The 20,009-nt window shown below is 64.7% G+C and carries 18 protein-coding genes; 2 read left to right on the top strand and 16 right to left on the bottom strand.

Annotated features, from left to right (window positions below):
• Positions 1-11: 11 nt before the first annotated feature.
• From B5F27_RS00995 to infC, 16 genes are all read right to left on the bottom strand, one after another.
• The gene (locus tag B5F27_RS00995) at positions 12-1,511 is read right to left on the bottom strand and encodes an LCP family protein (protein WP_242962017.1); all 1,500 of its coding nucleotides are present in this window, start codon (positions 1,509-1,511) and stop codon (positions 12-14) included.
• 260 nt (positions 1,512-1,771) lie between these two features.
• Positions 1,772-2,347: a bis(5'-nucleosyl)-tetraphosphatase (symmetrical) YqeK gene (gene yqeK, locus B5F27_RS00990; RefSeq protein WP_087248083.1), complete on the bottom strand. Its 576-nt coding sequence runs from the start codon at positions 2,345-2,347 to the stop codon at positions 1,772-1,774.
• Between the two features lie 26 nt (positions 2,348-2,373).
• On the bottom strand, positions 2,374-3,039 hold the full coding sequence (nadD, locus tag B5F27_RS00985) for a nicotinate (nicotinamide) nucleotide adenylyltransferase (protein ID WP_087248085.1): 666 nt from the start codon (positions 3,037-3,039) through the stop codon (positions 2,374-2,376).
• Positions 3,036-3,332: a YhbY family RNA-binding protein gene (locus tag B5F27_RS00980; RefSeq protein WP_087248087.1), complete on the bottom strand. Its 297-nt coding sequence runs from the start codon at positions 3,330-3,332 to the stop codon at positions 3,036-3,038. The genes nadD and B5F27_RS00980 overlap by 4 nt, the downstream gene beginning before the upstream one ends.
• Before the next feature lie 45 nt (positions 3,333-3,377).
• Complete coding sequence (gene rdgB / locus B5F27_RS00975) at positions 3,378-4,016, bottom strand: RdgB/HAM1 family non-canonical purine NTP pyrophosphatase (protein ID WP_087364170.1); 639 nt, start codon at positions 4,014-4,016, stop codon at positions 3,378-3,380.
• A 2-nt stretch (positions 4,017-4,018) separates the two neighbouring features.
• Positions 4,019-4,951, bottom strand: a complete 933-nt coding sequence (gene ftsY, locus B5F27_RS00970; protein ID WP_087248089.1) for a signal recognition particle-docking protein FtsY — start codon at positions 4,949-4,951, stop codon at positions 4,019-4,021.
• 45 nt (positions 4,952-4,996) lie between these two features.
• The gene (smc, locus tag B5F27_RS00965; RefSeq protein ID WP_087364005.1) at positions 4,997-8,554 is read right to left on the bottom strand and encodes a chromosome segregation protein SMC; all 3,558 of its coding nucleotides are present in this window, start codon (positions 8,552-8,554) and stop codon (positions 4,997-4,999) included.
• Positions 8,555-8,557: 3 nt separating this feature from the next.
• The gene (rnc, locus tag B5F27_RS00960; RefSeq protein ID WP_087248093.1) at positions 8,558-9,232 is read right to left on the bottom strand and encodes a ribonuclease III; all 675 of its coding nucleotides are present in this window, start codon (positions 9,230-9,232) and stop codon (positions 8,558-8,560) included.
• A 17-nt stretch (positions 9,233-9,249) separates the two neighbouring features.
• On the bottom strand, positions 9,250-10,281 hold the full coding sequence (gene plsX, locus B5F27_RS00955; protein ID WP_087364002.1) for a phosphate acyltransferase PlsX: 1,032 nt from the start codon (positions 10,279-10,281) through the stop codon (positions 9,250-9,252).
• Positions 10,282-10,366: 85 nt separating this feature from the next.
• Entirely contained in the window at positions 10,367-11,731 is a 1,365-nt protein-coding gene (gene trmFO, locus B5F27_RS00950) for a methylenetetrahydrofolate--tRNA-(uracil(54)-C(5))-methyltransferase (FADH(2)-oxidizing) TrmFO (RefSeq protein WP_087363999.1), read from the bottom strand.
• Between the two features lie 4 nt (positions 11,732-11,735).
• Entirely contained in the window at positions 11,736-13,829 is a 2,094-nt protein-coding gene (gene topA / locus B5F27_RS00945) for a type I DNA topoisomerase (RefSeq protein WP_087363996.1), read from the bottom strand.
• Positions 13,830-13,970: 141 nt separating this feature from the next.
• On the bottom strand, positions 13,971-15,110 hold the full coding sequence (dprA, locus tag B5F27_RS00940; RefSeq protein ID WP_242962015.1) for a DNA-processing protein DprA: 1,140 nt from the start codon (positions 15,108-15,110) through the stop codon (positions 13,971-13,973).
• Positions 15,107-15,889, bottom strand: coding sequence for an RNA methyltransferase (locus B5F27_RS00935; protein ID WP_087363993.1), 783 nt, complete (start codon positions 15,887-15,889; stop codon positions 15,107-15,109). The genes dprA and B5F27_RS00935 overlap by 4 nt, the downstream gene beginning before the upstream one ends.
• A gap of 178 nt (positions 15,890-16,067) precedes the next feature.
• Positions 16,068-16,418 (bottom strand): 50S ribosomal protein L20, encoded by a 351-nt coding sequence (gene rplT, locus B5F27_RS00930; protein ID WP_087248103.1) that lies wholly within the window; start codon positions 16,416-16,418, stop codon positions 16,068-16,070.
• A 59-nt stretch (positions 16,419-16,477) separates the two neighbouring features.
• Entirely contained in the window at positions 16,478-16,681 is a 204-nt protein-coding gene (gene rpmI, locus B5F27_RS00925; protein ID WP_087248105.1) for a 50S ribosomal protein L35, read from the bottom strand.
• A gap of 20 nt (positions 16,682-16,701) precedes the next feature.
• Complete coding sequence (infC, locus tag B5F27_RS00920) at positions 16,702-17,253, bottom strand: translation initiation factor IF-3 (RefSeq protein ID WP_087248107.1); 552 nt, start codon at positions 17,251-17,253, stop codon at positions 16,702-16,704.
• 412 nt (positions 17,254-17,665) lie between these two features.
• On the opposite strand from infC, the gene B5F27_RS00915 reads away from it, so the two are divergent.
• Positions 17,666-19,195, top strand: coding sequence for a DUF1538 domain-containing protein (locus B5F27_RS00915; protein ID WP_242962013.1), 1,530 nt, complete (start codon positions 17,666-17,668; stop codon positions 19,193-19,195).
• The gene (locus B5F27_RS00910; protein ID WP_087363987.1) at positions 19,196-19,867 is read left to right on the top strand and encodes a P-II family nitrogen regulator; all 672 of its coding nucleotides are present in this window, start codon (positions 19,196-19,198) and stop codon (positions 19,865-19,867) included.
• Positions 19,868-20,009 lie beyond the last annotated feature (142 nt).

The following is a 20,009-nucleotide window of genomic DNA, read 5'->3' as shown; positions in this document are numbered from 1 at the left end:
CTCTTGAGATTTTATTGAGCGGCCTGCCCGCCTGCGGGCTGACCGTCGGTGGTCACTGCGCCCTGCACGTCGGTGTCGCCTTCCAGAATGGCGTCGTCCGACTCCTTGTCCAGCTGGCCCATAAACTGAATGTTGGCGCTGGTGGACATCGACCCGTGGGGCCAATGGTCGGTGGTCAGGTTGAGTTCATCCTCGCTGACCGGGCCGGTGTAGATGCGGAAATAGGTGTTGAGCAGCTCTGCGATGGAGCCGGCATCCGGCACCACGCAGGAGTAGCCTGCAAAGATGTCGGTGGCGCCGATATAGGGCACCCCGCCCGAGAAGACGGGGGTCTGGGCGATCATGATGTTGGCGCTGTCCACCTTCATAAAGGAGACGGCCAGCTTGCCCAGGGTAATCAGATCCATATCGGTCTGGATATAGTTGTTGAAGATGATGGGCATCTGGTTCAGGATGTCCTGAATGCCCATGGAACGGGCCCGCTTGAACAGGGCGGCGTAGAAGTAGCGCTGCATGTTCAGGCGGTCGATGTCGGCGTTCTCATAGCCTGCGCCGTGGCGGTTGCGGACAAAGAACTCCGCCGATGCGCCGTCCAGGTTGCGGTAGCCCTTGGCCAGGTAGCTGCCGTTGTACTCGATATCCTGGGGGATATAGACCTCGATGCCGCCGAAGTTGTCCACCACCTCGGTGAGGGCCTCCATGTTGATGGAGACGTAATAGTCGATGGGCAGCTTGTACTGGTCGTAGATGACCTCGGCCAGGGCGGCGATGCTGCCGCCGTTGGACAGGGCCACCGAGTTGATCTGGTAGTTGGAGGCCTTGTAGGTCTTGCCGCTGGAGAGGGTGATGGTGCGGTTTTCGGTGGTGACCAGGGTGTTGCGGGGGATCTGCAGCATCCGCAGCGCGCCGTTCTTGATGTCGAACTGACAGTAGAGGATCATGTCGGTCATGCCGTCGTTGCTGCCGTCGCCGTAGGCGCGGCCTTCCTCATAGTCGATGCCGCAGACCAGGATGTTGACCACATCCCCCTTGTACTCCTCCAGCGTCTGGATTTCCTCCACAATGGAGGGGGCGTCCGACTCGGGGCGGATGCTCTCCTGCACCCGGTTGACGTAATTCACCGCATAGACCACGCCGCAGCCGATGAGGGCTACCACGCCCAGCACCACCGCCAGCGGCAGCCAGATGGGAGAGCGGCGGCGCTTGCGCTTCCGTCCGCCGCCATGGCCGCCCGAGCCTCCGGTGTGGCGGGGCGGCTCCTTGCCGCCGCCATTGCCGCCGGCCGAATGGGCGGGACGGCTTTCGGTCCGCTCCTGGGGAACCGGACGGGCCGCCGGGCGGCTGTCCTCCCCTGACTCCATCCGGAAGAAGCTCTGGCCGTCATCCTCCTGCGGCGCCGGCCCCTGGGGCCGGACGGGCGGGCGGGGCGGAACGCTGCCCCCTGCGCCGCTCCCTGCAGTGGGAGTTCCCAGTGAACGGTCGGTATTGATGCGGCGAGGCGTTCCACTCATAGCTTGTCTCCTTCATCGGCCTGTCCGGGGCAGGCGATCACTTTCCTTCAAAATTCATCCATCCCGTGCCACCGGGAAGGACGCAGTCACTTTCTTTCTTCTTAACCTCTGGCCGGGGCAGCGCCCCAAAACCAAAGCCGGTGCGCCGCAGCCTGGGGGAAGGGGTTTCCTGCATGCTGGCGGCGCAATCTCTTAGTAGTATAGCATTCTCGGGCAGAATCTGCAATCCGTTTTGACAAACCTTCACGGATAGGTCAAATTCAGGCCCGCTGGTCCAGAATCCTGCGGAAGTCCTCCCGGGCGGCGGCGGACATGGAGTCCAGGGGCCGGCCGCCCTTTTTCACAAAGGAGACCGACTGGTCCAGAGCCTGGTACATGGCCTGGTCAATGTCCTCCATCTCCAGTTTCCGCAGCTCCTCCACCCCGTCGAAGTCCCGCTCGGCGCTGGTCATGTCGGCCAGAAAGAGGATCTTGTCCAGCAGGGTCATCCCCGGCTTGCCCGCCGTGTGGCAGGCCACCGCCGAGAGAACCGCCTCGTCGGTGACGCCCCATTCGGTTTTGGCCAGGATGGCCGCGCAGACACCGTGCCAAATGGGGGTGGGGCGGTTTTCGGTGTTCCCTGCCAGGTCGGGATGGGCCCGCAGCAGCGCCAGCTGGTCCGCCACCGGCATTTCCTTGGCGGTGTCGTGGAGCAGGGCCGCCAGCGCGGCCTGGTCACAGTCGGCGCCGTAGCGCTCGGCCAGTTTGACGGCCATTTTTTCCACGTTCAGGGTGTGACGGTAGCGCTTGTCCCCCAGGCGCTTGCGGGCCACATCTTTTGCTTCCTTCAGATCCATAGAGCAGCCTTCCTTTCTTGATCCAATCAGGGTTCCGGATGCTGGCAGGGGTGCGGGATGGCCTCATGGCCGGGGCCGGTGTACAGCCCCTCCCGCCGGATCACCTGCCGCACCTGCTCCGGCAGGGCGGCGGCACAGTCCTCCCCCGCTTCCAGCCGGCGCCGGATCTCCCGGCTGGCCATGGGCAGGGCCTCCACCTGGGTCATCAGGATGCGGCTGCCGGTGGGGTCCAGGGCCCGGGCGGCGCTGTGCAGAACACAGTCGTCCCCGATTTCCCGGCTCACCACCACCAGCTGGGCCAGGCGGAGGATATCCTGCCAGCGGTACCACGCCTGGAAGGATTCCAGCATATCGCTGCCCACCGCCAGATACAGCCGGGCCTCCGGATAGGTCTGGCCCAGCATCTCGATGGTCCGAACGGTATAGTTGCGCTGTCCGGCGGCCGCCTGGCGGATTTCCCAGTCGCTGACCGTGATCCGGGGCAGATACGGCGTCCCTTCCAGGGCGTAAAAACAGCGGCACATTTCCAGGCGCAGGGCCGCCGGGGTGGAGCTGGCCGCCTTGTGCGGGGGCACCCCCGCCGGCATCACCACCACCTGGTCCGGCCTCACCCGCTCCGCCGCCGCCTGCAAATTGTTCAGGTGGCCGTTGTGAGGCGGGTCAAAGGTGCCGCCATACAGCAGGACCTTCATTTCAGCAGGTCGGCGTAGGCGCTGTCCTTTTTCTTCTGAAGGTACAGCACAAACTTGGAACCGATCACCTGCACGCAGTCGGCGCCGGTGGCCTCAGCCAGAACGATGGAGGCCTCCCGGGCATTGTACATACTGGTCTCCAGCACCTTCAGCTTGATGAGCTCCCGGGCGTCCAGGCAGGCCTTCACAGCGTCAATGAGGGTCTGGTCGATCTCACCCTTGCCGATCTGAAAGACCGGGTCCATGGTGTTGGCCTTGCCGCGCAGAATGGCGCGCTGTTTACTTGTCAGCATACGATTTCTCCTTTTATGTCCTCCGCCCTGGGCGGATCTCACACGTTACTTTTCCTGCAGGAACGCCTCCAGCCGGGCTTCCAGCGCCTCCAGGGCGCGGCCGCGGTGGCTGATGGCATCTTTTTCGTCGGGGGTGAGCTGGGCATAGCTGTCCCGCTCGGTGTTGGGGCGCTTGCCGCCGTCGGCGGTGCCCCGCTCGTCGGGGATGAACAGAGGGTCATAGCCAAAGCCATAGTCCCCCGGCTGCCGGTCAAAGGCCACCTGGCCGGGGCACTCGCCCATACAGGTCAGGGTGCGGCCGTCCGGCATCCGGAAGCAGACCGCCGAGACAAACTTGGCGCCCCGCTTTCCCGCCGGGACATCCCGCATGGCCTCCAGCAGCTTGTCGTTGTTGGCCTCGTCATCCCCGTGATGGCCGCAGTAGCGGGCGCTGTAGACCCCCGGCGCCCCGTCCAGCGCCTCCACGCAGAGGCCCGAATCGTCCGCCACGGTGGGCAGGCCGCTGGCCGCCGCAAAGGCTGCCGCCTTGATGGCGGCATTCTCGGCAAAGGTGGTGCCGGTCTCCTCGGGGTCCAGGTCCAGGCCCAGCTCCTTCTGGCTCAGGACCTGATGGCCCTGGGCCTCCAGAATCCGGCGCAGCTCCTTGAGCTTGCCGGGATTGCCGGTTGCTGCACAGATTTTCATGGTCAGCTCCTCCATTTGCGGGGCAGCAGCTCCTCGACAAAGCCCGCTGCATCAAAGGGCAGCAGGTCGTCGATGGCCTCGCCCACGCCGATGAACCGCACCGGCAGGCCCAGCCGCCGCTTGACCGCCACCACGCAGCCGCCCTTGGCGGTGCCGTCCAGCTTGGTCAGGATGATGCCGCTGGCGTCGGCGGCCCGGCAGAATTCCCGGGCCTGGCTGATGGCGTTCTGGCCGGTGATGGCGTCCAGCACCAGCAGCGTTTCCAGGCTGGCGTCGGGGGCGGCCTTGCGGACGCTGCGGCTGATCTTGGACAGCTCGGCCATCAGGTTGGCCTTGTTGTGCAGACGGCCGGCGGTGTCGGCAATCACCATGTCATAGCCCCGGGCCTGGGCCGACTTGACGGTGTCGAAGATGACCGCCGCCGGGTCGGCGCCCTCGCCGGCCTTGACGATGGGCACCCCGGCCCGCCCGGCCCAGATGTCCAGCTGTTCGCTGGCCGCAGCACGGAAGGTATCGCCTGCCGCCAGCATGACGCGGCGGCCCTGCTCCCGGTAATAGTTGGCCAGCTTGGCGATGCTGGTGGTCTTGCCCACGCCGTTCACGCCGATCACCAGGATGACGGCGGGATGGCCGCTCAGGTCCATCTCGGTGCCCGGCTCCATCTCCTCCCGCAGGATTTCCCGCAGGGCGTCCATGGCCTGGTCGCCGGTCTTGAGGTGCTGGTTCTTCACTTCCTCACGCAGCCGTTCCACCAGGTGGAGCGCCACCTCGGCGCCCACGTCGGCCAGGATCAGCTGTTCCTCCAGGTCATCGTAGAGATCGTCGGTGATCTCGGCCCCGGTGAGGGTGTTGATGATGTTGCCCCAAAAGCCGGTGCGGGTCTTTTTGAGGCCGTTTTCCATCTTTTCCTTGTTTTTTCTTCCGAACAAACCCATAGGGGGAATCCTCCTGCTAGTATGTAAGTCTGTCTGGTCTGTATGTTATGAGACGAGGGTGGCGTCCACCTGGTCCAGATCCAGCCGGAGCAGCTTGGACACCCCGTCTTCCTGCATGGTCACGCCATAGAGGACGTCGGCGGCCTCCATGGTGCCGCGGCGGTGGGTGATGACGATGAACTGGGTCTTTTCCCCGATCCGCCGCAGATACTGGGCGAACCGCACCACGTTGGCGTCGTCCAGGGCGGCCTCGATCTCGTCCAGGATGCAGAAGGGCGAGGGGTTCACCGCCAGGATGGCGAAGTAGATGCTGATGGCCACCAGGGCCCGCTCTCCGCCCGAGAGGGCTTCCAGATTGCGGATCACCTTGCCCGGGGGGCTGACCTGGATGTCGATGCCGCTGCCCAGAATGTCCTCGGGATTTTCCAGGGACAGGGACGCTTCGCCTCCGCCGAACAATTCGGCAAAGACCCGGCCGAAATTCTGGTTGATGGCGGCAAAGTTGCGGCTGAACAGGTCCCGCATCTGGCCGTTCAGCTCTCCGATCATCCGGATCAGCCGGCTGCGGCTCTCCTCCACGTCCTCCACCTGGGTTTTCAGGGTGTCGTAGCGGGTGCGGACTTCCTGGTATTCCTCCACCGCCCCCACGTTGACGCTGCCCAGGGCGCGGATTTTTCCCCGCACCTCGGCCACCTGGGCCCGCAGGGCCACCATGGAAGTATACTCGACGCAGTATTTGGCCGCATCGGTGGGAGCCAGCTGGTATTCGTCCCAGAGCTTGGCCGCCAGCTGGTCGTATTCCCCTTCTGCGGCGCTCTTGCGCTCGGACAGGCGGGCCATCTCCCGGCCCGCCTCCTCCCGTTCCTCGGCGGCGGCCCGGGCGGCGGCCTGGGCTTTGGTCTCGGCGGCCTGCTGTTCCATCCGGGCGTCAGCTGCCTTGCGGATGGCGGCCTCCTTCTCCTGAATGGTGCGCCGGCCCTGTTCGGCCTCATCCTTTACCTGCTGGATGGCCCGGACCATCTCCTGGTCCTGGGCTTCCAGAGCCCGGATGTTTTCCTCCAGGGTCTCTTTTCGGGCGCCGGCCTCGGCCAGCCGCTGTTCCCAGTCGGCCACCCGGCTGCGGCACAGCTCGGCATCCTTCTGCCGGGCCAGCTGGTCCAGCTGTTTCTGGGCCAAAGCCCCCGACAGGCGGCTCTGCTGGGCTGCAAAGTCGTCCCCGCCCTGGGTCAGGCGGGCCAGCTCGCCGGCGAGCTGTTCGGCCTCTCCGGCCAGAGCTTCCCGCCGGGCGGCGGCCTGTTGGGCGGCCTGTTCCTGGGCGGCGGCTTCCGCCTCCAGGGCCTGGGCCTCGGCGGAACGCTGTCCGGCGTTCTCCCGGGCCTGTTCCACCGCCAGTTCCAGCCGCTTGCGCTCGGCCTCGGCCCGGACCCGGTCCTCTGCCGCGGTCCGCTCCTCGCTTTCCGTGGCGGTCAGGTCGGCGGTCACTGCGTCGGTCTGGCTCTTGCACTGGGCGGTTTTCTGGCGGGCAGCGGCGCAGTCCTGTTCCAGCCGGGCCAGTTTTTCTTTCAGTTCCTGAATCTCCTGCCGGCGGGTGAACAGGCCCGCCGACCGCTGGATGCTGCCGCCGGTGAAGCTGCCGCCGGCGTTGACCACCTGGCCGTCCATGGTGACCACCCGGTTGCGGTACTGGAGGGCGCGGGCCACCTTGCCCGCGGCGTTGATGTCCTCCACCACCACAATCCGGCCCAGCAGGTTGGAGACAATGTTCTGATACCGGCTGTCCGCCCGCACCAGGCTGCTGGCCAGCCGGGCCGACAGGGGCAATTCGCCCCGGAACAGTCCCGGCTGAACGGTGTCCAGGGGCAGGAAGGTGGCCCGGCCGGCGTTTTCCCGCCGCAGCAGGGCGATGCCTGCCTTGGCGGCGGCCTCGTTCTCCACCACAATGTTCTGCATGGCGGCGCCCAGGGCGGTTTCCACCGCCAGCTCACACCCGGCCTCCACCGTCAGGATGGAGGACACCGGCCCGATGATCCCCCGCAGGCGTCCTCCTGCGGCGGCCTGCATCACGGCACGGACCGAGTGCTGGTAGCCTTCCATGTTCTTTTCCAGCTCTTTCAGCACCGACAGCCGCTGCGCGGCGGCGTCCCGGCTGCGGGAGAGCTCCCGCTCCGCCTCCTCGGCGGCGGCCAGGGCCTTCCGGCGGCTGTTCAGCTTGAGGGTCAGGCCCGCCCGGACGTTGGCCAGCTGCTTTTCGCCGGCGGCCAGCATCTCCAGATACTTCCGGGTGTCGGCCTGGTTTTCTTCCAGCTGGGCCAGCTGATCCATCTGGGCTTTCGCCCCTGCCTGGGCCTCAGGCAGGCGGCTGCGGGCCGATTCGGCGGCGGCATGGGCTGCGGCCTCCTCCACCCGGGCCGCCGTCTCCCGGGCGGTCACATCGCTGAGCCGGGCCCGCAGTTCTTCCTGGCGGGCGCTGGCCGCATCGGTGCGGCTCTGCAGGGCGGCCAGCTGACCGCTCAGCTCCTCCATCTCCCGGGCCAGGGCGGCGGCCTCCTGCTCCATCTGTGCGGCGGCGGCCTTCTGCCGGTCCAGTTCCGCGGCGGCGGCCTCCTGCTCGGTCTGGCCCTGGGCCAGCTCCTGGCGCAGGGCCTCGGCGCTCTGGCGGGCGTGAACCCGGTCGTTTTCCAGCACCGCAATCCGGCTGTCGCTGCCGCTGATCTGCTGGGTGATACTGCGGATATCCCCATTCAGGCGCTCGATCTCCACCGTGAGACGCTGTGCCTGCATACGGATCTCCTCAGCCTCCTGCTGCAATGCCTTGTCCTTTTTGTCGTGGCGCTCCCAGGCGGCCTGGGCGGTGTCGTAGTCCCGCCGCAGCTGCTGCAGCGCGGCCCGGGCGGCCCGGATATTCTCCACCCAGAGGGTGATCTCCAGGCTTTTGCGCCGGTCCGCCAGAGCCAGATAGGCCTTGGCCTTTTCGGCTTCCTTGGCCAGGGGGCCCACCCGGCTTTCCAGCTCGGCCAGGATATCCCGCAGCCGTTCCAGGTTGGCCTCGGCGGCGGCGAGGCGGTGTTCGGCCTCGTTTTTGCGGTAGCGGTACTTGGCGATGCCGCAGGCATCCTCAAAAATCTCCCGCCGCTCGCTGCCCTTGGCCGCCACAATCTCGGCGATCTGGCCCTGGCCGATGATGGAATAGCCATCCCGGCCGATACCGGTGTCCAGCAGCAGTTCGTAGATATCTTTCAGGCGGCAGACCTGGCCGTTGATGGTGTATTCGCTGTCTCCCGAGCGGTAGTACCGCCGGCCGATCACCACCTGGTCGGCCTCCAGGTCCAGGGTGTGGTCGGCATTGTCCAGCGTCAGCCGGACCGATGCGTAGCCCATGGCCCCCCGGCGCCGCGTTCCGCCGAAGATGACATCCTCCATCTTTCCGGCGCTGCGCAGCTGGCGGCTGCTGGTCTCGCCCAGCACCCAGCGGATCGCGTCGGACAGGTTGCTTTTGCCCGAGCCATTGGGCCCCACCACCCCGGTGACCCCCTTGTCAAAGGTGATCTTGACCTTGTCCGGGAAGCTTTTGAAGCCCTGGATCTCCAGCTCTTTTAATACCATCGGTCAGTTTTCCCCGAGGACGCCCAGCAGCTTGAGGGCCTCCCGGGCGGCGTGCTGCTCAGCGGCCTTTTTGCTCCGGCCCTCGCCCCGGGCCACGCAGTCCGAATTGAACCGCACCGCCACCACGAAATGCTTGTCGTGGTCGGGGCCGGTCTCCTTTTCCACAATATAGCTGAGGCGTTCCTCCGGGTTCTGCTGGACGATCTCCTGCAGGCGGGTCTTGTAGTCGGCCTCGGCGTGTTTGCCCTCGGTGATGAAGGGCAGGATGAATGCCCGGGCCACCTCCATGCCGCCGTCCAGGTAGAGGGCGGCGATCAGGGCCTCAAAGGCGTCCGACACCACGCTGGGCCGCTCCCGGCCGCCGCAGCGCTCCTCGCCCTTGCCCAGACGCAGGTAATCTCCCAGGTGAATCTCCTGGGCGAACTGGAACAGTGCGCCCTCGCTGACCAGGCTGGACCGGATGCGGGTCAGATCGCCCTCGGGCCGGTCGGCGTAGGCGTGGAACAGGTAGTCGGCCGAGACTATCTGGAGGACGCTGTCCCCCAGAAACTCCAGCCGCTCGTTGTGGGCCACCGGGACCCGGCTCTCGTTGGCGTAGCTGGTATGGGTCAGGGCGGTGGTGAGAAGGTCAGGATTCTTGAAGGTATGCCCGATGATTTTTTCGAGCGGATGCGCCATAGGTTGCACCCTCCTTTTTATTCTTTTTCTGCGGCGTTGTCCGGCGCATGGGCGGCGGCCGCGTCATCCAGAGCGGCCTGCATAGTGCCGCACAGATCGTTCTCCACGCACTTCTTGGCCTGGCGGATGGCGTTCTTGATGCCTCTGGCCTTGGAGGAGCCGTGGGCCTTGATGACCGGCTGACGTGCGCCCAGGAAGGGTGCGCCGCCGTACTCCTCGCTGTCCATCTGCTTTTTCAGGTTGCCCACCTGGCCGCGGACCAGCAGGTAGGCCAGCTTGCCGGCCAGGCCGGACAGGAACATCCCCTTGACCATGCCCATAATCATCTTGGCCACGCCCTCGGTGAGCTTGAGGACCACGTTGCCGGTGAAGCCGTCGCAGACCACCACGTCCACGTTGCCGGTGGGCACGTCACGGGGCTCCACGTTGCCCACAAAGCGGATGCCGGGGGTCTTTTTCAGCATCTGGTGCACCTCACGCAGCAGCGGGGTGCCCTTGGACTCCTCGGCGCCGTTGTTGACCAGGGCCACCGAGGGGTCCTGACGGCCTTCCACCCGCTGCATATAGCAGGTGCCCATGACGGCGAAGGCGATGAGCATATCGGCGCGGCACTCCACGTTGGCGCCGCAGTCCAGCAGCAGATAGGCCTTCTTCTGGGCGGGGATCATGGTGGCCAGGGCGGGGCGCTTGATGCCGCGCAGAGCCCGGACAATGAGGCTGGTGCCCACATGGAGGGCGCCGGTGCTGCCGGCCGAGACAAAGGCGTCGCCCTTGCCGTCCTTCAGCATATTCAGGCCCACCACAATGGAGGAATCCTTCTTCTGGCGGACCGCCCGGGCCGGCTCGTCGCACATCTCGATGTTCTCGGTGCAGTTGACCAGCTGGATGCCGTCCAGAGAGATGTTGTTCTCGGCGGCGGTCTTGCGGATCAGGGCCTCATCGCCGAGGCCGATGATCTCCACGCCGTACTCCTTGACGGCCTGGGCTGCTCCGTCCAGAGGAGCCAGAGGGGCGTTGTCGCCGCCCATCAGATCCAGAATGATTTTCATAGCGTCTTCCTTTCTGCCTGTTGCAAGGCATCGCATCCGGCAGGCCGCGCGGGGCCGCCGGACTCAGGGGCAGAGGCTCAGCGGCTCAGCAGCCGCCGTCCAGCCAGCGCTGAAAGCTGGCCACCGCCCGTTCCGCCTGGGCCATATAGCGCAGGCGCTTGTCCCGGGGACGGTCCTCCAGCGGAGGAAGAATCCCCATATTGGCCCCCATGGGCTGGAAATGTTTATTTTCGGTGGTGAGATACCGCATCAGGGCCCCGCACATGGTGTCGGGGGGAGGCGGCATGTAGGCCCCGCCGGTGAGGCGGGCGTAGAGGCTGCGGGCGGCCAGCAGGCCGGAGGCCGCGCTCTCCATATATCCCTCAAAGCCGGTGATCTGGCCGGCAAAGAAGACGTTGGGGTGGTCCTTCAGGTACAGCCCCTCGCTGAGCACCCGGGGCGCATCCAGGAAGGTATTCCGGTGCATGACGCCGTAGCGGACAAACTCGGCGTTTTCCAGGCCCGGAATCATGGAGAAGACCCGCTTCTGCTCCCCCCACTTGAGGTTGGTCTGGAAGCCCACGATGTTGTAGAGGGTGCGCTCCCGGTTCTCGGCCCGCAGCTGGACATTGGCCCAGGGACGGTGGCCGGTGCGGGGATCGGTGAGGCCCACCGGGCGCAGCGGCCCATACCGCATGGTATCCGCCCCGCGGGCGGCCATGATCTCGATGGGCATACAGCCCTCGTAGACGGTGACGGTGTCGGCCTTTTTGCCCACCGCGTCGGGGTCGGGGGCCGCCTGGGCGTTCTGGTCAAACTCGTGGAGGGGCGCCCGCTCGGCGCTCACCAGGGCGGCGTGGAAGGCCTCATATTCGGCCTTGTTGAAGGGGCAGTTGAGGTAGTCGGCCTCTCCCCGGTCGTATCGGGACGCCGCAAACACCTTGTCGTAGTCCAGGCTCTCGGCGGTGACGATGGGGGCCACCGCGTCATAGAAGTGCAGGCGGCTGTCCCCGGTCAGACGGGCGATCTCGGCCGCCAGGGCCCCTTCGGTCAGGGGGCCGGTGGCCACCAGCACCGGCTGGCTCTCGTCGATGGAGGTCACTTCCTCCCGCCGGACGGTGATATGGGGGTTTTGCTCCACCAGTTCGGTGACCCGGGCGCTGAAGGCGTCCCGGTCCACCGCCAGGGCGCCGCCCGCCGCCACCCGCACCGACTCGGCCGCCGGCAGCAGGCTGCTGCCCATCCGGCGCATCTCCTCTTTCAGCAGGCCGGAAGCCGAATCCAGCCGCTCGGCCTTGAGGCTGTTGGAGCAGATCAGCTCGGCAAAGCCGGCGCTCTTGTGGGCGGGGGAAAAATGGGCCGGCTTCTGTTCCCAGAGGGTGACTTCCACCCCCTGGCCAGCCAGCCAGAGGGCCGCCTCGCACCCGGCGAGGCCTGCCCCCAGAATGGTTGCATGCAGTGTATCTTTCATTCCTTTATCCGTTTCCGTTGCCTTTGGGGACCGGCATCTCAAAGCCGCAGCCTTCCTTCGCACAGTACAGCTTGGAACCGTGGCGGAACAGGGTGGCGCCGCACTTTTCGCATTTGTTGGGCACCGGTACATCCCAGGTCATAAAATCGCAGTCGGGGTAGCGCTCGCAGCCGTAATAAATCCGGCCCTTGGCGCTCTTGCGCTCCAGCATGCGGCCCTGGCCGCACTTGGGGCAGATGCCGCCGGTGTCCTTCACCAGCCGCTTGGTGCCCCGGCAGTCGGGGAACCCGCTGCAGGCCAAAAACTTGCCGTACTTGCCCACCTTGATGACCATGGGCTTGCCGCACAGGGGGCACACCTCGCTGGAGGGCTCGTCGGGGACCTTGATCTTCTTGCCCTCCATGTTCTTTTCGGCGGCCTGGAGGCTGGCGTCAAAGCTCTTGTAGAACTCATCCACCGTCTGGCGCCAGTCGGCCTTGCCGCTCTCGATCTTGTCCAGATTCTTTTCCATCTGGGCCGAGAAGTCCACGTCCACAATCCGGGGGAATTGTTCCAGCATCAGGCTGTCCACCGTGCGGCCCAGGGGGGTGGGCTTGAGCTTTTTCTGATCCCGCTCCACATAGCCGCGGTCAATGATGGTGGTGATGATGGGGGCGTAGGTGGAGGGGCGGCCGATGCCGTTTTCCTCCAGGGCTTTGATGAGGGAGGCCTCGGTGTAGCGGGCGGGGGGCTGGGTAAACTTCTGCTCGCTCTTGAGCTGGACCAGCTTGAGTTCCTGGCCCTGTTCCAGGGGCGGCAGGGCGGTCTCCTTCTTCTCCTTTTCCTCCACGGCCTCCTCGTACAGGGCGGTGAAGCCATCGAAGGTGACGGTGAAGCCGCTGGCCTTGAACCGGTAATCCCCTGCAAAGACGGTCACCGAGACGGTATCCATCTGGCAGTCGGCCATCTGGCTGGCCATGAAGCGGCTCCAGATCATCCGGTACAGCTTGGCGGTGTCCCCCGAGATGCTCTTGTCCACCTCGTCGGGGGTCAGGGAGGGCATGGAGGGACGGATGGCCTCGTGGGCATCCTGGGCCGCAGTGGCGCTGCGGGTCTTCCAGGTGCGCTTATAGGGACAGATATACTGTTCCCCATAGGCCCCCGCAATATATTCCTTGGCCGCTGCCACCGCCTCATCCGAGATGCGGAGGCTGTCGGTACGCATATAGGTGATCAGACCCATGGTGCCGTGGCCGGCGATATCCACGCCTTCGTACAGGGTCTGGGCGGCCCGCATGGTGCGGGTGGCGGTGAAGCCCAGCCGCCGGGACGCCTCCTGCTGAAGGGTACTGGTGATGAAGGCGGGGGTGGGCTGTTTGGTGCGCTTGCCCCGCTTGAGCTCGCCCACCGTGTAGGCGGCGCCCTTCAGGCCCTGCTCAATGGCGCGGGCCTCGGCCTCGGTGCGGGGCAGCAGCTTTTTGCCGGCGGCGTCCGAAGCCAGGCGGGCGGTGAACTTTTTCCCGCTGGCCGAGAGGGTGGCGTCCACATTCCAGTATTCCTCGGGGACAAAGGCTTCGATTTCCTTCTCCCGGTCGTCAATGAGGCGGACGGCCACGCTCTGGACGCGGCCCGCCGACAGGCCCCGGCGGATCTTCCGCCACAGGAAGGGGCTCAGCTTATAGCCCACCAGGCGGTCCAGCACGCGGCGGGCCTGCTGGGCGTTGAACAGATCCTCGTCGATGGGCCGGGGATGGGCCATGCCCTCCTTGACGCCCTTCTTGGTGATCTCGTCGAAGGTCACGCGGTTGGACTCCTTGGGGTCGATGCCCAGCAGGCTGGCCAGATGCCAGCTGATGGCCTCGCCCTCGCGGTCCGGGTCGGTGGCCAGCAGGATGCCGTCGGCCTTCTTGGCCTTGGCCTTCAGCTCCTTGATGAGTTTCTCCTTGCCCTTGATATTGATGTACTGGGGCGTATAGTCGTGCTCCACATCAATGCCAAGCTGGGAGGTGGGCAGGTCCCGGATGTGGCCCATGCTGGCCGTCACCTCATAATCCTTGCCCAGGTATTTGCCGATGGTCTTCGCCTTGGCGGGCGATTCCACAATAACCAGTTTCGCCATTCTTTCTCTTACCTCGATCTGCCCCTGTCTTGGGTCGGTGGGACCCGGGGCCTTCTTGCAATACTATATCCAGATGGCTGAAAATCTATTTCAAATCGCGGCCCGCGGAGGCCGCTGTATCTCTCCTTGCATTTCCCCGCCTCACAGCCGGATATACCGCTGCCCCGGCAGAGACTTGACATAACCGCACAGTTCCAGGCTCATCAGCACCGCCGACAGGGCGGCGGCTTCCAGCCCGCAGCCGGCGGACAAATCCTCCAGGCTGGCAGGCTCCTGCTTCAGGCAGGCCAGCACCCGGCGCTCCTTGTCCGAGAGGGCGGGCGCCTTCGCCGGGGCCGGCGCGGTTTCCTCCAGCCCCAGCTGTTCCAGCAGGTCCCCGGCACAGAGGATCATTTTGGCCCGCCCGGTCTGGATCAGCCGGTTGGTGCCGCTGGAATTTTCCCGGCTGGCGTCGCCGGGCAGGGCGTACACCGGGCGGCCATACCGCTCGGCGTGGCCCACGGTGGACATGGTGCCGCTCTTTTCCCGGGCCTGCACCACCACCAAAGCCTGCACCAGGCCCGCAATCAAGCGGTTGCGCTGCAAAAAGCTGCTGCGGACATGGGTCTCCTCCCCGGGGCCATATTCCCCGATGACGCAGCCGTAATCCTCGATATGGGTCCGCAGCATCCGGTTGGATGCGGGATAGGTCCGGTCGATGGGCACACCCTGCACCCCGATGGTGGGGGCATGGACGTCCACGGCGGCCTGATGGCACTCGCTGTCCAGGCCGTCGGCCAGGCCGCTGACAATCACCACCCCGCTGCGGGCCAGATCCTGGCCCAGGGAGGAAGCGCCCCAGCGGCCATAGTTGTCGGGGCGGCGGCTGCCCACCATTCCCACCAGGTTGGGGGCGTTGAGCCAGGAGGGGTCCCCGGTGCAGTAGAGCACCAGGGGCAGGTCCGGAATGCGGGTCAGGGCCAGGGGGTAGTCGGGGTGGTCATAGGTCAGAATATGAATCCCCAGCCGCTGGCACTGGGTCACCACCGTCCGAAAGGCCCAGGGGGTGTTTCCGGGGGCCACGGCGCGGCGGGCCGCCGAAGGTCCGGCCGCCTCCCGAAAGGCCAGGCTGTCCCGTTCCTCCCAGATGCGGACAGGGTCGTCGCACCAGTCCACCACCCGTTCGGCCCGGGGGCTGGCAAAGCCCAGGGTATGGGCCAGCCAGAGCCAGCACAGCAGCGGCTCGGGGGTTGCCTCCTTGGGGAAAAGCCCCAGCTGCTCCCCTTCTTCCGGGGGGATCACAGGCCGGCCCCCCGGAAATGCCACAGCAGAATGCTGCCCGCAATCCCCGCGTTGAGGCTTTCCACCCGGTCGGTCATGGGGATGCGGACGGTCCGGTCGCAGGCGGCGATGGTGGCCTCGGTGAGGCCCTGGCCCTCGCTGCCAATCACCACGCAGACCCCGCCGGGGCCCGCCGTCTGGGCGGCGCCCAGGGGCTGGGAGTGGTAGAGGGCCGCCGCCAGACATTCCACCCCTTTGGCCCGCAGCTGGGCGATGACCGGGGGCATCTCCCCCGCCTCAATCACCGGCAGCTGCACCGCCGCCCCCATGGAGGCCCGCAGGGTCTTGGGGGCATAGGGAGAGGCGCACCCCTCCGACAGGATCACCCCGTCAAACCCGAAGGCCGCCGCGCTGCGCAGCAGGGTGCCCACATTGCCGGGGTCCTGGACCGACTCCAGAGCCAGATAGCGGCCCCCAGCCTTCACCTCGTCCAGGGTATGAACCGGGGTGCGGAACACCCCGAACACCCCCTGATGGGCGGGAACCCCGGCCAGCTTGTCGGCCACATGGTCCTCCACCAGGTAGTGCTGGCCGGGCAGGCCGGCCAGCTCGGGGCATTTCCCGGCCGCGGCAGCGGTATAAAACAGTATTTCCAGCTCTGCGCCCTTGGCCAGCTCGGGGCAGAGCTTGCGCCCTTCGGCGAAAAAGCGGCCCTCGCTGCGGCGGAACGCCGCGCTGGCGGACAGGCGGCAGGCGTATTTGATCCTGGCGTTGTCCCGGCTGGTGATCTTTTCGTCCATGGTCATCCTCCTCACGCGGCAGACAGGAAAACAAAAACAGGGCCGTCCCGCCGGGCGGTTGTGCCGCGGCAGGGCTCGGGCCCTGTTCTGTCTGCCTGCCAGGCGTTCAGGGCCTTGCATTCCAACACATACAAAATCGACGCCCGCGTATGCGCGCGGGCGTCTGGATAAGCTTTAATCAGGCGTTCTTGACGCTCTCGACCAGAGCGGCGAAGCTGCCCGGATCATTGATGGCCATCTCGCTGAGCATCTTGCGGTTGAGCTCGATGCCAGCCTTCTTCAGGCCAGCCATGAAGGTGGAGTAGTTCATGCCCAGAGGACGAACAGCGTTGTTGATGCGGCAGATCCACAGGTTGCGGAACTGACGCTTCTTCATGCGGCGGCCAGCCAGAGCGTAGTTGCCGCTCTTCATGACCTGCTGCTTGGCCATCTTAAAATGCTTGCTCTTGGAGCCGTAGAAGCCCTTAGCGAGCTTGAGCATCTTCTTGCGACGTTTGTGAGTCATCGTAGCGCCTTTAATACGTGCCATTTTTTCTATCTCCTTTTAACGATCAAATCTCAGGTCCTGTCACACACAGACGGGGGCAATCAGCCGTAGGGCAGCATCCGCTTCAGGGTAGCGGCGTTGGTGCTGTCCACGTAGCAGGGCTGACGATAGCCGCGGGTGAGCTTGGTGGTCTTCTTGGTCAGGATATGGCTGCGGAAGGCGTGGCCGCGCTTGATCTTGCCATTCTTGGTGAGCTTAAAGCGCTTTTTTGCGCCGGAATGGGTCTTCAGTTTCATCTTAGCCATTTTCGGTATCCTCCTAATAATCAGTCCTTATTGGGTTTCGGGGTCAACAGAATGGACATGGTGCGCCCTTCCAGGACCGGCGGTTTATCCATCGACGCCTGCGGCAGTGCAGCGGCGAAGCGCTTGAGCACATCTGCGCCCAGGGCGCTGTGCGCCATCTCGCGGCCACGGAAACGAATTGAGGCCTTCACCTTGTGGCCTGCGGACAGGAACTTGCCTGCCTGGGTCACCTTGGTATTGAAGTCGTTGGTGTCAATATTGAGCGAAAGGCGGGTCTCCTTGACCTCGACCACTTTCTGGTTCTTCTTGGCTTCCTTCTCCTTCTTCTGCTGCTCGAAGCGGTACTTGCCGTAGTCCAGCAGTTTGCACACGGGGGGCTTGGCCTGCGGTGCAATCTTTACCAGATCCAGCCCGGCTTCCTCTGCGGCACGCATGGCCGCCTGGATGTTGACGACGCCCAGCTGTGCGCCGTCTGCTCCGATCAGACGAACTTCACGATCACGGATCTGACCATTGATCTCGAGTTCCTTCGATTTTCCAGTGGTAGCGATTGTCGATACACCTCCAAACAATAATCCATCAAGTCAACGTAGAAAACGCGGCCATCCAATTTCTCGGACAGCCGCGCACAAACCCACACAAAAACACAGCCCAACGAAACTTCTGGGCTGGATTCCGTATAGCCCGGGGCCTGAAAAACCCACAAGGCGAGCGCGGCATGGCCGTAGCTGCTTTCTTTACCCGATGATTTTACCACAGCTGCGCGCCGGTGTCAAGGGGGAATCGGAGCAAATTTTCGCCCGGAGAACGGGATTTTCGGCCCGCCGGGGCGGCAGAGTGGTGCTTGGCTTCTCCCCTGCTGCATTGTATGAAGGGTGCGGGTGAAATTTGAGAGGCAATTTTTTCCCTGATTTGCCATCCGGACGCTGATATGGTATACTGAAGTGAAGCGCACACACAATTTTTCAGAGAAAGGAGAACGATTTGATCCGAAAAAACGTACTTTACGAAAAGCTGAAGGAAGCGGTGGATTCAGTCCTGCCCATTGCGCTGATTGTCAGCGTCCTGTGCTTTTTCTTTGTGCCGGTGGAATCGGGTCTGCTGCTGGCCTTTTTGGTGGGCACCGCCATGATTATTGTGGGCATGGCCCTGTTCACCCTGGGGTCTGAGCAGTCCATGAGCCAGATCGGCATTCTGATCGGCGCACGGCTGACCAAGTCCCGCAACATCTGGCTGATTCTGCTTCTCAGCTTCATCATGGGCGTGGTGATCACGGTGGCCGAGCCGGACCTGCAGGTCCTGGCCACCAACGTCCCCGCCATCGACCGCACCGCCCTGATCTTCACCGTATCGGTGGGCGTGGGCCTGTTTTTGATGGTCAGCATGGTCCGCATCCTGCTGGGCATCCCCCTGCGCTGGCTTCTGCTGGTGTTTTACGGGGCGGTGTTCGCCCTGACGGCCCTGTCCGATCCCGGCTTTTTGTCGGTATCCTTTGACTCGGGCGGCGTCACCACCGGCCCCATGACCGTCCCCTTTGTGATGGCTCTGGGCGTGGGCGTGGCCTCCATCCGCAGCGACGAAAAGGCCAAGGACGACAGCTTCGGCCTGGTAGCCCTGTGCTCCATCGGGCCCATCCTAGCGGTCCTGCTGCTGGGTTTCCTTTACCCCGGCAGCACCGGCTCCTCCAGCATGGTTATCGCCCAGTTTGAGGACTCCACCAGCCTGGGCTGGGGGTATCTGGAGGCCCTGCCCGAATACATAATGGAGGTGGCCTCGGCTCTGGCCCCCATCTTTGTGTTCTTTATCCTGTTCCAGTTTGCGGCCCTGCGGCTGCCCATGCCCCAGCTGGCCCGCATCATGGTGGGCATCGTCTACACCTATGTGGGCCTGGTGTTGTTTCTCACCGGCGTCAACGTGGGTTTCTCGTCCCTGGGCTATGTGCTGGGCGGCGAGATGGTGGCCCAGGGCATGGGCATGCTGCTGGTGCCCCTGGCGGTGCTGATGGGCTGGTTCATCATCAACGCCGAGCCGGCGGTCCACGTCCTGAACAAGCAGGTGGAGGACCTGACCAGCGGCGCCATCTCGGCCCGGGCCATGGGCCTGAGCCTGTGCATCGCGGTGGCCACCGCCAACGGTCTGGCCATGCTGCGGGTGCTGACCGGGCTGCCCATCCTGTGGCTCCTGATTCCCGGCTATCTGATCGCCCTGGCCCTCACCTTTGTGGTGCCGCCCATCTTCACAGCCATCGCCTTTGACTCGGGCGGCGTGGCCTCCGGCCCCATGACCGCCACCTTTATGCTGCCCTTTGCCATGGGCGCCTGCAATGTGCTGGGGGGCAACATTATGACCGACGCCTTTGGCCTGGTGGCGCTGGTGGCCATGATGCCCCTCATCACCGTCCAGGTGATGGGCGCCATCTACGTCATCAAGCTGCGCCGCTCGGTGGCTCCTGCCGCCCAGCCCCTGCCGGTTTATGGTGACGACGAAATCATTGAACTGTGGGAGGTGGCCTGAATGGAGCTCAACTATGTCATCAGCATCACCGACCGGGACCAGATTCAGGAGCTGGCCGCCCTGTTTCAGAGCCTGGAACTGAACATGGGCCTGGCCATGCTGGGCAAAGGCACCGCCACCAGCGAACAGCTGTCCATCTATGGCCTGTCCAACACCGAAAAGGCCATCGTCTCGACGGTGGCGGACGGCGAGAGCGCCCGCCAGCTGTTCCGCGCCGCCAAGCGGAAGCTGTTCATGGACATTCCGGGCAACGGCATCATGCTGACTGTCCCCATTAAAAGCGTAGGAGGAGGGAGAACCTTGGCATATCTCACCGGCAACAAGACCCCCGCCGGGGGCGCACCCGACATGAACTTTGAGCACGAGCTCATCATCGCCGTCCTGAACGAGGGCTATTCGGACGCCGTCATGGACGCGGCCCGCACCGCGGGCGCCGGCGGCGGCACCGTCCTGCACGCCCGCGGCACCGGCACCAAACAGGCGGAAAAGTTCTTCGGCGTCTCGCTGGCCGAGGAGAAGGACATCCTGTACATTGTGGCCACGGCCCAGCAGAAGGCCGCCATCATGACCGCCATCAACAAGACCACCGGCGCAGGCACCAAGGCCGGCGCCATCTGCTTCTCGCTGCCGGTCTCCCAGGTCATCGGCCTGCGGAAGATGGACGACAACTGATTGTTCCCCTTATAAAGACAGCCCCCGCCCTTCTGAACCGAACCAGTAAAAACGGACAATAGACAAAACGCCCCCTGTGTAGGAAAATAAACCTATACAGGGGGTGTTCGTATGTCCAGACAAAAATACACACATATCCAAG

It is taken from the genome of Faecalibacterium sp. An192 (assembly GCF_002160175.1).
Lineage (GTDB): Bacteria > Bacillota > Clostridia > Oscillospirales > Ruminococcaceae > Faecalibacterium.
The sequence above is the reverse complement of the archived record's forward strand: the minus strand, read 5'-3'. Positions and strand labels throughout refer to the sequence as shown.